The organism is Aquimarina aggregata (genome assembly GCF_001632745.1).
Lineage (GTDB): Bacteria > Bacteroidota > Bacteroidia > Flavobacteriales > Flavobacteriaceae > Aquimarina > Aquimarina aggregata.
The window spans coordinates 115595-129350 of sequence record NZ_LQRT01000004.1 but is presented as its reverse complement, the minus strand read 5'-3'; the positions used below and the strand labels follow the sequence as shown (position 1 = coordinate 129350).

General features: G+C 31.7%; 13 protein-coding genes. 1 reads left to right on the top strand and 12 read right to left on the bottom strand.

The window, feature by feature from the left end:
* Positions 1–5 precede the first annotated feature (5 nt).
* Both AWE51_RS07890 and AWE51_RS07885 read right to left on the bottom strand, forming a co-directional pair.
* Positions 6–2672 (bottom strand): M56 family metallopeptidase, encoded by a 2667-nt coding sequence (locus AWE51_RS07890; protein ID WP_066311912.1) that lies wholly within the window; start codon positions 2670–2672, stop codon positions 6–8.
* Positions 2672–3031 (bottom strand): BlaI/MecI/CopY family transcriptional regulator, encoded by a 360-nt coding sequence (locus AWE51_RS07885; protein WP_066311911.1) that lies wholly within the window; start codon positions 3029–3031, stop codon positions 2672–2674. The genes AWE51_RS07890 and AWE51_RS07885 overlap by 1 nt, the downstream gene beginning before the upstream one ends.
* Before the next feature lie 213 nt (positions 3032–3244).
* Between AWE51_RS07885 and AWE51_RS07880 the strand changes: the two genes are divergently transcribed.
* Positions 3245–4531 carry a carboxymuconolactone decarboxylase family protein gene (locus tag AWE51_RS07880; protein WP_066311908.1) on the top strand — a complete coding sequence of 429 codons (1287 nt, stop codon included), beginning with the start codon at positions 3245–3247 and terminating at the stop codon, positions 4529–4531.
* Between the two features lie 102 nt (positions 4532–4633).
* Here the strand turns inward: AWE51_RS07880 and AWE51_RS07875 are convergent, their stop codons facing one another.
* From AWE51_RS07875 to AWE51_RS07830, 10 genes are all read right to left on the bottom strand, one after another.
* Entirely contained in the window at positions 4634–5569 is a 936-nt protein-coding gene (locus AWE51_RS07875) for a pyridoxal-phosphate dependent enzyme (protein WP_066311906.1), read from the bottom strand.
* Between the two features lie 46 nt (positions 5570–5615).
* Positions 5616–6260, bottom strand: coding sequence for a spermidine synthase (locus AWE51_RS07870; RefSeq protein ID WP_066311904.1), 645 nt, complete (start codon positions 6258–6260; stop codon positions 5616–5618).
* Positions 6261–6324: 64 nt separating this feature from the next.
* Complete coding sequence (locus AWE51_RS07865; protein ID WP_066311901.1) at positions 6325–6723, bottom strand: GlcG/HbpS family heme-binding protein; 399 nt, start codon at positions 6721–6723, stop codon at positions 6325–6327.
* 74 nt (positions 6724–6797) lie between these two features.
* The gene (locus AWE51_RS07860) at positions 6798–7916 is read right to left on the bottom strand and encodes a Gfo/Idh/MocA family protein (protein ID WP_066311899.1); all 1119 of its coding nucleotides are present in this window, start codon (positions 7914–7916) and stop codon (positions 6798–6800) included.
* A 124-nt stretch (positions 7917–8040) separates the two neighbouring features.
* Complete coding sequence (locus tag AWE51_RS07855) at positions 8041–8892, bottom strand: alpha/beta hydrolase family protein (protein WP_066311897.1); 852 nt, start codon at positions 8890–8892, stop codon at positions 8041–8043.
* A gap of 80 nt (positions 8893–8972) precedes the next feature.
* The gene (locus AWE51_RS07850; RefSeq protein ID WP_066311894.1) at positions 8973–9371 is read right to left on the bottom strand and encodes a hypothetical protein; all 399 of its coding nucleotides are present in this window, start codon (positions 9369–9371) and stop codon (positions 8973–8975) included.
* Positions 9372–9544: 173 nt separating this feature from the next.
* Positions 9545–10663: a DNA polymerase III subunit beta gene (gene dnaN / locus AWE51_RS07845; RefSeq protein WP_066311892.1), complete on the bottom strand. Its 1119-nt coding sequence runs from the start codon at positions 10661–10663 to the stop codon at positions 9545–9547.
* Between the two features lie 249 nt (positions 10664–10912).
* On the bottom strand, positions 10913–11488 hold the full coding sequence (locus AWE51_RS07840; RefSeq protein WP_066311890.1) for a DUF1572 family protein: 576 nt from the start codon (positions 11486–11488) through the stop codon (positions 10913–10915).
* Between the two features lie 81 nt (positions 11489–11569).
* Positions 11570–12601: a FecCD family ABC transporter permease gene (locus tag AWE51_RS07835; RefSeq protein WP_066311888.1), complete on the bottom strand. Its 1032-nt coding sequence runs from the start codon at positions 12599–12601 to the stop codon at positions 11570–11572.
* Positions 12602–13741, bottom strand: a complete 1140-nt coding sequence (locus tag AWE51_RS07830; RefSeq protein ID WP_066311886.1) for an ABC transporter substrate-binding protein — start codon at positions 13739–13741, stop codon at positions 12602–12604. It abuts the gene before it with no gap.
* Positions 13742–13756 lie beyond the last annotated feature (15 nt).

The window sequence follows — 13756 nt, the reverse complement described above, 5'->3', positions numbered from 1 at the left end:
TGTTTTTAAAAATGAATTTTGATTCTAATGGCTTGATCTAATGAAATATTAGGGTCCTCGTCTTTTAGTTTTTTTACAAATTCTGGGGTAACTCCATGAATTTTTAAGCTTCTTGCTTGATCTGCTGTAACGTTTGTAAACCCTAAGTCTTTAAAAGATTTTACAAATTCAGAAGTTACATTATGGATTTTAAATGAAGTTATTTCATTTAAAGAAAGGTTGCTAAATTGTGTTTTTTGAAACTTCTTAATGTACTCAGGAGTAACATTATGTATTTTGAGTTTTCTGACGTCGTCTAAAGAAATGTTTGTATACCCAAGTTTTTTATAGGCAGCTGCAAAATCAGGGGTAACATTATGGATTTTTAAAGAACGAGCATCATCCAAAGAAATATTTTTATATCCCGCTTTTTTGAATGAATTAATAAACTCTGGCGTTACGTTATGTATTTTTAAACCAACCACCTCGTCTAGAGGTATGTTTTTGTATCCTGCATCATTATACTTTTTTATAAATTCAGGAGTTACATTGTGTATTTTTAAGGCAATAATTTCATCTATTGATGCATTTTCATATCCTAATGCTTTAAAACGTTTAATAAACTCGTTTGGGTTTTGTTGATCATCATTTAAGTCTCCTGACCCCATACTATTGGTAGAACTAGATTTTTGATCTTGATACCCGTTTTTGTTTTTTGAATTCTTTTTGATAGCCTTTACATGTGAGGGATTGATATCATGAATTTTTAGTTTAATAGCTTCTTGTAGTGTGATATTGGTTTGACCAGTTTTTTTATACGATTTTATAAGTGCTGGTGTAACATTATGTATTTTAAGTTTCTTGGCATCCTTTAGTGATATATTTGGATAGCCTATCTTTTTAAAACTGTCAATAAATTCTGGAGTTACATTATGTATTTTTAGGTTTTTTACTTCTTTAATAGAAACGTCAGTGTATCCTGCTTTTTTGAAAGAATCCATATATTCAGGAGTTACTTTGTGAATACTTAAATTCATGTATTCTTTAAGCCCTATTGAATTAAATCCTTTCTTTTTGTAAGCGTTTACAAATTCTTTAGATAAATTATGAATTTTAGCTTTAGTAATGGTTTTTAACGGTTGTTTGTCATTAGTAATACTATTAATAAATTTTATATAGGAAATGTCTACATTAAATAAATTGAGTTTACTAATTTCTTCCATTGTGTAGTCTTGATACCCAATTTTTTCAAGCTCTTTTCGATACATTTTTAATTTGTCTAAAGGAAGAGATTTGTGAATAATATCCTCAAAATCATCTTGATTGATATCCAATTTTTCTTTTTTTAGATAATCAAGATAAGCTGTATCAAAACCGGTAAGAAAACAATGAATAAGATCATTTTCTTCTACAGTCAAACCGTGTTTTTTTAATGATTGTATAAATGCTGTATTTGGAGTAAAGGTATATCTACCATCTCCTAGAGTATTGTCGAATTCTCCTACAAATGTTAAAGTTCCGGCATCTTTTGTGATAGCAAGTTGCTGTTTGTCTCCTTTTGGAAAATTAGCGAAAAATGAAGGGTCATAACATCTGGTAGTGGACCAAAAACTACGTTTTAAAGGTTCTGCATTTCTAAACATTATACAGAGCTTTCCTCCACCAACTTCTGCATCCCAAACTCCTTTTGTAAAATCATTTTGATTTAGAATTTTTACTTGTGTTTGTACTTGGGTATTCACATTTCCTTCAATTGTACTGCTAAGAGTTTGTTTAGGTTGTACGGGATTAAAAGAGAGTACTGTAATAGCAAGTAGTGGAATAATGATTAGGTATTTCCACCCAGATTTTGTTGTTGATTTTTTTGAATTCATCATGATTATTCGTTTTTTGAGAAATGATTGATTGTAACTTGTTGCCAAGCCAGTAGGCATATCGGGAGTCGAGACTTTTAAAAGGTTCATTTGATATACTTCGGGATCTTCACCGATGTTGAGCATGTTATTGTCGGTAAGATATTCTAAGTTATTGTCAATTGCTTTGCGGTAAAGCCACGCAAATGGATTGAACCACTGCAACATGACAAGTAATTCTACCAATAACATATCAATACTATGTTTACCTTTTATATGTACTTGTTCGTGTTTTAAAATTTGCAGATAAGTATCAGGAGCATATTGACTTGGATTCATAAATATTCGATTCCAAAAAGAGTAGGGGGCATGTTTTTTATTAGTTTCAATAATTTTATAGTTATCAACTTCTACGGTAGGATATTTTATCATTCGATACAGTAAAACACCTAGTTGTATCAAGAAATGGATCCCAAAAACTAAAATACCTAGAATATAGATATATTTTATAATCGATCTCCAATCAAAATCAATGCTCGCGCTACTTGTGGTTGTAGTGTCTTTTGTAACAGTATCATCTAAAATTGGTTCTAAATTATCTGTTATAGATGGATTTGTTGTTGTTATATTTTTTGTGGGTGGCAGTATACGTTCTGAATGATTTAGTGACTTAAAAGATAAGTTCTCAGGAATACTTATAAAGGGTAATGTTAGTGAGAGAACTATTAAGGATAATAACACCCATCTATTTAGATGATAAAAAGTTTCTTTAGAAAGAAAAAGTGTATAGACCATATAGGATAATCCTATCAAAGCCGAGCTATGTATAAGATAATTCATTATTTCTTGTTTTTGATCAGTTTGATGATTTCTTCTAATTCTTCTGAGTTTATTTTCTCTTCTTTAGCAAAAAATTTAACCAAGGCTAATGGTGAGTTATCAAAATAATTATGAACTACATCTCCTAATACTTCTTTTTGATATTCATCTTTAGATACAAGAGGGTAATATTGAAAACTATTGCCATAAGCTACATGATTAATAAACCCTTTTTCTTCAAGGATTTTTACAATTGTCGCGGTTGTATTATAATGAGGTTTTGGCTCTGTAAGCTCTTCAATAATTTCTTTAATAAAAGCCTTCTCTAACTTCCACAAACTTTGCATAATCTGTTCTTCTCTCTTAGCTAACTTTTGCATAGTATTGATTTTATTAAACAAACATACTACTAATCTTTTAGTTAAACAACTAATCAGTTAGTTTTTCTACTAATCAATTAGTTTTTGTTATCGCAAATTGTTAAATTTCATATTGTTGAGCTCATTTTATGTTATGTGATCTTATTGTTAATAATTTAGAAATAACACAAAGGTTTTTTAAATTGTAAGAATAATTAACCAAACTCCCTCGTAATGATATATACACTAGCTCAACAATTAGAGCCCCTTGCTATTGATTTTGAAGTTTTACAAAAAAAGTATAGTCCAATGTTGTCATTGGTAAACGAATTAATAGGTGTTATTCCTAATGCCGATCCGATTATGGAAATATGGCCTACAGGATTCAGAACATATAATTTACTAGTTCCGAATTTGTTAAATTTGCCACATTCTTTATGGAAAAATAAACCTTTGAAAGCATTAAAAGGGCTTGCTATGTATACTTCAAGTAGAGTAGCAGAATGCCAATATTGTTCTGCTCATACCTGTTCTTTTGCACTTCGTAGAGGGCTAGATCCGGAAGTGATTTCTGGAAAACGAAAATATACAGTATTAGAAAATGCTATTGTAGAATTAGCAAAAGGGATATCCGAAGTTCCTGTCAAGATTACTAAAAAAGAATTAATACTATTAAATACTCATATTTCTAAGGAAGAAATTGAGGAAATAGTATTGTCTGTGGCTTTAATGGGATTTCTTAATAAATTTATGGATGCTGTAGGGATTGAGTTAGAGAACTCCTCGCTTAAAGATGTGGGTAAATTACTTTCTGCCACAGGTTGGCATCCAGGTAAACATAGAAGAGATGAAATTGATTTTGATGGACTGATCTCTTCACCAATACAGAAAGATAATTTTTGGACCTATTTGCGTATCCTTAAATTTGCCCCGAAAGCAGTATTATTAGAAAAAAAATGGACAAAAGGGGTTCCTGATAATTATACACAAAGTGCATTATATCTTAAAAAGCATACAGGATATACGTTTCCAATTTTAGAAAAAATAAAAAGTAAACGAGTGATTAAAGCTTTGACCACTGTCTTAAAAGATAATCTTGATCCTGTTAAAAGTGAATTGGGAATTAGAGTCAAATATTTAACTAGTCTGGTCTATTTTATTACGATTAATAATATAACATTGGCAAAAGAAGCAGAAGTAATTGTTACAAGATTAACACCAGAAATAGGTCTTATGACTTTGGATAAAGTTAAAAATATAGCGAAACAATGCACTCCTAAAGAGTCTAAAGTTTGTAAAAGTATTTTATCAGATTTCGAAGAAAATACATGTCTCACCAAAGAAGAAGCCGCTGCTGTTATTTTGGCAAAAGCAATGTCTACCAGCCCGGCAGAAGTAAATAAAACTATTTTGATAGAAATAACACCATATATGAAACCCGAAAGTGCCATCGAACTGGGAATCTGGATATCGATACAACAGTTGTTTCATAGATTACAAACATATTATCAAATCATCTAAAATTAGATTTTTACTCGATAGGTGTTAAGACAAAATGCATGATATATCTAGTGATCTTACTTAGGTAATAAATTTTTATGTACCCTGTTTTGTGCTCTTTTTTTAAAAAGGTAAATTTCCCAAATCTACATTTCCTCCAGAGAGGATAATACCCATTTTTTTGTGCTTAAACTTTTCTTTTTCTTTAAGTAATGCAGCAAAAGGCACAGCGCAAGAAGGTTCTATTATAATTTTCATACGCTCCCATATAAGCCCCATAGCATCAATAATTTCTTGTTCTTCAACACGAATGATTTCTGAAACATGCTTTTGTATAATAGGAAAATTAATAACACCTAATTGCGTTTTCAAGCCATCTGCGATAGTGTCGGTAGTGGTATTTGTTTCGATTTTACCACTTAACAAAGAACGATAGGCATCATCAACTTCAAATGGTTCTCCTCCGATTACTTTACAATTATTTCCATAATAATGAGCAGCCAAGGCTGTTCCGGCAATAAGTCCGCCTCCTCCAACAGGAGTAAAAATATAATCCAAATCAGGGTGATCTTCTAACAACTCTAGTGCTGCTGTTCCTTGACCTATTATTACATCAAGATCATCTGATGGATGTATGAAAGTAGCTCCTCTCTCATTTTGAATTTTTGTAGCGGTTTCTTCTCGATCCTGAAGGGTAGGAGGGCATTCTATAATTTGACCACCATAACCTTTTACAGCGTCTTTTTTTACTTGCGGTGCATTAGAAGGCATAACGATATATGCTTTTACACCAAGGCTTTTGGCAGCAAGCGATAATGCTTGCGCAAAATTACCTGATGAATGTGTTACGACACCTTTTTCTTTTTGAAGAGCGGTTAATTGTGAAATACCATTGGCAGCTCCTCGCATTTTGAAAGCTCCCATGCGTTGAAAATTTTCGCATTTAAAAAACAAATCAGCCCCAGAGATTTCATTTAGTAAACTAGAAGTAAGCACTGCTGTTCTATGAATATAAGGTTTAATTCTGTCATGGCATTGTTTTAACTCTTGTGAAGTCATTTGTATTGATGTTACGTTTTCAAAATTATAATTTTTACACTATTGGTTACATTACTTTATTTCCAATTAATAATGTGTTTACACCCTCTACTTTATTATGTTGTTTACAGATTGTGTTTGGTTCTAAAATAGATTTTATTGGAGCTATTTTCGAAGTATCTTCGAGAAAAATACCTGCATTAAAAATAATATAACCTCCTAATTTTACTAGTTGGTTTAGAGAACTCCAGAATTTTTGATCATAAAAGGATTCGGGAACTGTATGATCAATAAAAATATCTACTATAATTAGATCATAACACTTTTTACAATGGTTAACATATTGTATAGCATCACTATGAATTATACGTAATTGTTTATTTTCTTTGATATCAAATTCGTCCTTTGCGATTTGGATGATCGTATCGTCAATTTCTACAGCAGTGATTTTACCTTGATAATTGAATCTATTTTGAAGAGATTTAATAACTGACCCACCTCCGAGGCCTAAAATCAATAGTTCATTAACCTGTTGCATTTCAATTTGTAAAAGCCCATATTCTAAGACTTTTTGCAATGCCCCGTAAGAATAATTAGCATTTTGACTATCAAGTACTTTTTTTCCATTAATCCAGGTAACCTCTAGAGGGCCATTTATTTTGGATGTTTTTCTTTTGGTCAGAGGCCAAATATGGCTTACGATTTTTTTCATAAATAAATGCCGATTGTTGTGATACAATATAACAACAATCGGCATTGTTCTACTAAAAAAAGTATTATAATGTTAATGCTCCAGCTTCTGCTACTGCATGATCATTTTCTACGGTACTTCCGCTTACGCCAATAGCACCTATTATTTCTCCTGTATCATTTTTAATAGGTACACCTCCAGGAAATGTAATAAGACCATTATTAGAATGTTCAATATTGTAAAGTGGTTTTCCTGGTTGAGATAATTCTCCTATAGCTCCAGTATTCATATCAAAATATCTAGCGGTTTTTGCTTTTTTGATAGCAATATCTGTTGAACCTAACCATGCTTGATCCATACGAATAAAAGATATAAGGTTAGCTCCAGAGTCTACAATTGCAATATTCATTTTTGTATCTAAAGCCTCGGCTTTTTGTTTTGCAGCTTCAGTAATTTTTAGAGCTTGTTCTAAAGTAATATTCATGTTTTTGTGTTTAAAATATAATTAAAGTTATGTTACGTGTTTTAATAAATGGATAAGGAGGCTAAGAATAATTATTACAATCTTATAGCGATCTTTTTTCCACCTTCTTCTATAGATTTATAAATAGATTTTACGATTTTAATATCACGAAGTCCCATACTACCGGGTACTTTATTTGGAGTGTCGTGCAGGATATGTTTTGCAAAATCATCCATTTGTAAAGCTTGTTGTCTTTTATGCGGAAATTTTATTTCAGTTCCTTCAGAGGTTCTCCCGTGTAATGGCCCGTAAGTGTAAGCGGTATCCAGTTCATACCAACCTTTTTCGCAAGAGGCATAAAGTCGATCAGCTTTAGCATTATGCGAGGTAAATAAGTTGCCAATAGTCCCGCTAGGAAATTCAAATTGAGCAGTTATGGTCTCATCAGTATCTTTGAAATTTTCTGGCATTGTACTAAACTCTTGTGCGGTTACTGATATTGGTAACTCACTTGTGCCGTAGATTAATCCTTGTATAGCATATACTCCCATATTCATTAATGCACCACCCCCAGAAAGTTTTTTATTAAACCTCCATTGATCCCAGTTTCCTCTAGATAAGTAAGCAGCTTCGGCGGATATATAATTAACCTTACCAAAAGTTTTTTCTTTTACGATACGTTTTACTTCTTGTGTATATGGTTCTGAGTGTAAACGATAACCAACGCTAAGTTTTACATTAGCTTTTGCACAAGCATCAATAATAGATTCACATTCTTCTACAGAAACGGCCATGGGTTTTTCACAAATGACATGTTTTCCTGCATTTGCCGCTCTAATACAAAAATCTGCATGCATGGCATTTGGTAATACTACATATATAATATCAACTGCATCATTAGTAGCTATAGTATCAAAATTTTCATAATTATATATGTTCTCTTTGGGAATGTCGTACTTAGCTGCCCATAGTTTTTCTTTTTCAGGAGTTCCTGTAACAATAGCTGTTAGTTCACAATATTCTGTTTCTAACAATGACGGAGCTAATTCATGCGTGCTGTACGTACCTAAACCCACTAATGCAATTCCTAGTTTTTTCTTTGAATTAGAATAGGTACTCATACCGCAGGCCATAGGAATGTGACTAGCCATTATAATACCTCCCATTCCTTTTATAAAATTAGAATTGAAGGTTCTTCTGGAAATTTTTTTCATAAGTAGCTTATTCTAGAGTACTAGTTTAGTTTAAGTATTATTGTTATCCTAGAGATAATTACATAATACTACACGCTACTGTTAGTAGGGTTAATTAGTAAAAGCTAACGATTGTTTGCAAAAGTTATTTTATTGCATCAAACCATAGTAAGGTTTTTTTCCAAAGCGTATCTTGAAATTTTCTGCTAAAAAAACCAAAATGCCCTATTTTGTTAGTAGGAACACTACTTACTGGTATGATTTCTAGTTTTTTGTCAGATCTTACAAATAAATCATGTACTCTTTTAATAGCAATTTTTGTACCTATAGGATCATCTTCTATACCGAGAGTTAGAAGCTTTGAAGAATATGTATTATAAAAGAATTGTACACCCATAGCTTCCATTTGTTGTTTCATATTTGTATGTTTTCTTCTGGTATGCCATTGATCTACAACTCCTTTGGGAACATCTTCTAGTAGCCCTAATCTTTTACCCGGAAAGTAACCTATTACTTTTGTGACTAGCGGGAAAATAACATGCCATAAAAAGTATATTTTCTTTTTTTGTTCTTTTGACCAATCCTTATAATATGCAGTTTGTGCGGCAATTGTTATAATACCTCTTATTTCGGTGTTTTTAGGAGTCATACCAATTATAGTACCGCCAATACTATGTCCAAGAGTAACAATACAATCATTCGGAAATTCTTGTTTTACAAAATCAATTACTCCAGAAAAGTCTTTTTCACCCCAATCAATAAATGAAGTTTTAAATCCTTTTAGTTTTTTAGGCCTCGAATCTGCAATTCCTCTATAATCATAGGTCACAACATTGTAACCATGTTTAGACATATAAGTTGCGTAGTGGTGATATAAATTTTTGTGTACTGCTGTTGCTGAATTAATAATTAAAACCTTATTTTTTTGTAAAGTTTTGTTTCCTAAATATACTTTAGCAGAAAGGCTGTAATTGTCTATTGCAGGAATTTGGATCATTTATTAAGACTATATTATCCTTAAGTTTAATATTTTATAGTTGAAAGATAAATATTAAAAAATTGATATTTGTGTACAGATTAGTCAGTAACCGTTCCGGTTTCACCATTAGGCCCTGCATGTAATTTTATTAGTTTGCTTTCTTTGTTATAGTTTTGTGACCACCCCCATTTTTCTCCATTTAGCATGACAGAAACCACGCCTTTAATAGAATTGTCGGGTTTATTTGTGAGTATAATTATTTCATAACTTCCTACATCAAGTTTTTTCTCAAATGGTGTTTTGATGTTTTCTAATAGTGTTTCTTTTGATTTTGAGTTGTGAGTAGTTTTGCTAATTATTTTTAAGTTAAAATTTTCAATTTGATCTGTTGTCGAACTAATAGTAAGTAAATAAGTGTATTCATCATTTTCATTAGTATTTGTTGTAAACCCTAATGTAATAGAACATAAAAGAAGGATTAAAATTTTAGTATTCATGATTTTGTATAATAAGTTAAATAATCTAATTTAAATATTTGTAATATAAATGAACTAAAAATCACTCTATTTCTTCAGTAGTACTATCAAAGTTTAGTTGTCGTAAATTCTATTACTAAAAAAACCAATCATATAGTATGATTGGTTTTTAACAATTTAATCTTTGTTATATTTTAACTATTAAGCATCACAGGCATTACTAACATAGTAACATGTTCTCCTTCATCCAATCCATCTACAGGTGTAAGAATACCGGCTCTGTTTGGTAAAGACATTTCTAATTGTACATCATCTGCATTAAGGTTATTAAGCATTTCACTTAAGAAACGTGAATTAAATCCAATTTGCATATCATCGCCTTGGTAGTCACAAGTTAAACGTTCTTCTGCTTTATTAGAGTAATCAATATCTTCTGCAGATATATTTAATTCTGCACCAGCAATTTTTAAACGAATCTGATGTGTTGTTTTATTAGAGAAAATAGAAACTCGACGAACAGAGTTTAAAAATTGTGTACGAGCAATTGTTAACTTGTTTGGATTCTCTTTTGGTATTACAGCTTCGTAGTTTGGATATTTTCCATCAATTAATCTACAAATCAATTGTGTCTCATCAAAAGTGAATTTAGCATTTGATTCATTATATTCTATTAATACCTCACTATCACTACCTGCTAAAATTCCTTTAAGTAAGTTTAACGGTTTTTTGGGCATAATAAATTCTGAAGATTGAGATGCTTTTATGTCACCTCGAGTATATTTAACTAATTTATGTGCATCTGTAGCCACGAAAGTTAATCCTTCTGTCGAGAATTGGAAAAACACACCACTCATTACTGGTCTTAAATCGTCATTACCGGTTGCAAAAATAGTTTTACTTACAGCAGTAGCTAAAACGTCTCCTAAAAGTGTAGTAGCACTAGGATCTTCTAATTCTACAGCTTTCGGAAATTCTTCTCCATCGGCATACGCTAAAGCATATTTACCATGATTAGAGCTTATCTCTACGGTGTTGTTGTCTCCTGCCACAAAGGTAAGTGGTTGCTCAGGGAATGTCTTTAACGTTTCTAATAATAATTTAGCAGGTACAGCAATGATTCCTTGATCAGAAGATTCGACTTCTAATTTGGCAGACATTGTAGTTTCTAAATCCGAAGCAGATACTGCTAACGTATTATTATCTAATTCAAATAAGAAGTTATCTAAAATAGGTAAGGTGTTACTATTACTAATTACTCCACCTAATACTTGTAATTGTTTTAGTAAGTAAGAACTAGATACTATAAATTTCATCTGTATTTCTTTATTGTTTATTAGTTTTCAGATGTAATTCACCGCAACGCATTTATATTGTTTTATATAGTACTGTAGCGGGTCATTTCATGTGTGATTCATTATGTACAGTTACGCAAATATAATTGTAATCTATAAGGATTTCGGTATTCAAAAAACCATAGTTATTAACAAACCTTAAGGAGTTATTGACTATAGTGTACAATTATAGATTAGGCATAATCAAATATAAATTCTTTAACCTAGTAATTAATTAGAAGTATCGTCCATTAATTTATCTGTATAATGGGCTTTATGTTTTGGAGTTGCAAAACGTTTTTTATTAAAGTCTGATGATTGTCCTTTCGGGATAGACAAACTTTCCCATTTCGTTCCATTACTCATTTTTCCTAGAAATACAATTTGACCGATATGATACGCATAATGAGCTAATTGTCTATTAATAGCTTCAGTTATGCTATGTTCAATATTTCTAATGTAAACAGGTTGATTAAAGTTAGAGTCATTTATACTATTGAGCGCTTCAAAAAGACAACTCCAGCCTTCATTCCATTTAAGAAAAAGTTCTTCTTTTGTCCTAATATCACTGTCAAATTCTGCATCTCTTTGTCTCCATTCTTTTTCCCCATCTGATATTAAGAAATCTGTCCAACGAGACTTCATGTTTCCCCATAAATGTTTTACAATTATGCCAATACTATTACTCTCATCATTGTATTGCCAGAATAATTTCTCGTCAGGAAGTTGGTTTATGGTTTTCTCACCTAATGATTTATAGTAATTAAATTGTTTTTTAATTCCTTCAAGATATACAGATGCAGTCATAATTCTTTAAATTAAACTAAAGATAGTTCTTTTGGACAAGAATGATATATTTCAAATTTATAATTGAGTAAAAAAAAGAAATTAAAAAAGCATTTTACGCTTTCTTACTAAAAGCCAAATTACAACCGGAGCCCCTATAAGAGATGTGATTGCATTAATTGGGAGGGTGTATTCGCTTGATGGTAATTGAGCAATACTGTCACAAATTAACATGATAATACTGCCAATTAATATAACCGCCGGAATCAAGGTTTTATGATCCGAAGTATGAAATAGTTGCCTAGTTAGATGGGGAACAGCTAATCCAATAAATGCAATTGGACCAGCAAAAGCCGTACTACTGCCGGCAAGTAAACCAGTTGCTATTATAATTAAAAATCTACTAGTTTTAATATTTAACCCTAAACTGCGAGCATAGTTTTCACCTAATAATAACGTATTTAACGGCTTTATAGAAGCAATAGCCAGAAGCAAGCCAAATAAAGAGATGCCAAAAAATATAAGTACTTCAAACCAAGATAAATTACCTAAACTTCCAAAACCCCAAAAGACATATTGTTGCAATAAATCTGCAGGAGCAAAGTAGGAGAGTACACTTACTATGGCTGTGGTTATACTACCAAACATAAGACCTATAATAAGGATAGCCATAGTATCTTTAACTCTAACAGATACAATCATAACGGCAAACAAAACGATAACGCTTCCTAAACTTGCTGCAATAATCAATCCCCATTTTGATGTTAAAAACGAAGAAACTGCTATACCAGTAAAAGTACTTCCTAATATTAACAAGGCAACTCCCAGTGTTGCTCCAGAACTTATGCCTAATACAAATGGGCCGGCTAATGGGTTTCTGAATAAAGTTTGCATCATTAATCCAGAAACACCTAGTCCACTACCTACAATTATAGCGGTTAAAGCTTTTGGTAATCGATATGCTATAACAATATGTCTCCATGATTCTTTTTCTACAGAAGCACCTATTAAACTACTTAAAGTATCTAACCAAGGGATAAAAACAGAGCCTAAGCTTATATTGGCAATAAAGCACAGTAATAGTAGGGCAATTATACCAATGAATACCTTTTTGTATGATTTATTTGGGGTCAATTAATTTAGTTTTTCTAAAAAATAAGGTTCGTAATCTATTAAAACTTCGGGGTGTGCAATTTGGATAATATCTTTGAGAATTAAGTCGGGTCGCATAGGACCTAATTCATAATATATTGTTCCTCCGGTAGCACCGGTTTTTATTGCAGAAGAATATACGGTTTTATTTTTAAACGCATCAAATAAAGCATATTGATGATTTTTTTCTTTAAGTTCAGAAAGTGACTTGGCTCTTCCTGCACGAATCCATAAATTCGCATTTTGTGCTTTTTCCAGAACACTTTCAAAACTTAAGGTAATGCTTCCGGTTTTGTTTATATCAGACCAAAGGTAATTTGTATTGGCATCTTTTAGGAATTTTGCAAAATAGCTATTTCCGCCAGGTACATACCACACATCTTTAAACATATTACCTGATAAAACAGTAGGCTTATTCTTGGTGTTTTTTGCAAGAGTTACGGCTTCCAAATAATCTTTTTTAATATTTTGGAATATATCTTCTGCTAAAACTTCTTTCCCAAAAAAAGCTGCCACAAACTTTATCCATTCAGCTCTTCCTAAAGGATGTTCTTCCATCCAGGAACCGTTCATGACTACTGGGATACCGGTTTTTTGAATCAAATCATAGGCCTTGGTGTCACCTGTTGCAGAGAATCCAATAACAAGTTCTGGAGATAACTCTAAAACAACTTCTGTGTTAAGGTTATACTCTTTACCCAGTTCTTTGATTTTACCTTGATCAATTAATGCGCGTGTTTTTTCTGAGGAAATATAATCAGTATGAGGAAATCCAACTAGTTTTTGTTCTTGATTCAAATATTCGAGCATAGGAATATCTGTAGTCGAAGTAACTACAACTCTTTCTACAGGTACTTCTATAAAGATAATACTGTCTGATTGAAATGGTTTTTGAGTTCCTTTCGGATATAGAATATATTTAAGTTTTTTTTCTGCTTCTGGCCAAGGTGTAGAAACTACAATTTCTTTATAACCCTCAAGGTTTTTGATTGTAAAACCAGACGCGTATTCTAATTTTTGAGTGGCGAGTGGTTGAATAGTTAATGCATCAGCTTCTTTAATTGTCTTTTTACAAGAATTAAATAATAAAGCAATTAAAAAGAGATATGTAATATTGCGCATAGCGTTAATCATTTC

Bases quoted from the DNA above. Each gene is read 5' to 3' on its own strand.
- AWE51_RS07850 (WP_066311894.1), bottom strand. From the start codon at position 9,371: ATGAATACTAAAATTTTAATCCTTCTTTTATGTTCTATTACATTAGGG.
- AWE51_RS07880 (WP_066311908.1), top strand. From the start codon at position 3,245: ATGATATATACACTAGCTCAACAATTAGAGCCCCTTGCTATTGATTTT.
- AWE51_RS07885 (WP_066311911.1), bottom strand. From the start codon at position 3,031: ATGCAAAAGTTAGCTAAGAGAGAAGAACAGATTATGCAAAGTTTGTGG.
- AWE51_RS07860 (WP_066311899.1), bottom strand. From the start codon at position 7,916: ATGAAAAAAATTTCCAGAAGAACCTTCAATTCTAATTTTATAAAAGGA.
- AWE51_RS07870 (WP_066311904.1), bottom strand. From the start codon at position 6,260: ATGAAAAAAATCGTAAGCCATATTTGGCCTCTGACCAAAAGAAAAACA.
- AWE51_RS07830 (WP_066311886.1), bottom strand. From the start codon at position 13,741: ATGCGCAATATTACATATCTCTTTTTAATTGCTTTATTATTTAATTCT.
- AWE51_RS07840 (WP_066311890.1), bottom strand. From the start codon at position 11,488: ATGACTGCATCTGTATATCTTGAAGGAATTAAAAAACAATTTAATTAC.
- AWE51_RS07875 (WP_066311906.1), bottom strand. From the start codon at position 5,569: ATGACTTCACAAGAGTTAAAACAATGCCATGACAGAATTAAACCTTAT.
- dnaN (WP_066311892.1), bottom strand. From the start codon at position 10,663: ATGAAATTTATAGTATCTAGTTCTTACTTACTAAAACAATTACAAGTA.
- AWE51_RS07855 (WP_066311897.1), bottom strand. From the start codon at position 8,892: ATGATCCAAATTCCTGCAATAGACAATTACAGCCTTTCTGCTAAAGTA.
- AWE51_RS07865 (WP_066311901.1), bottom strand. From the start codon at position 6,723: ATGAATATTACTTTAGAACAAGCTCTAAAAATTACTGAAGCTGCAAAA.
- AWE51_RS07890 (WP_066311912.1), bottom strand. From the start codon at position 2,672: ATGAATTATCTTATACATAGCTCGGCTTTGATAGGATTATCCTATATG.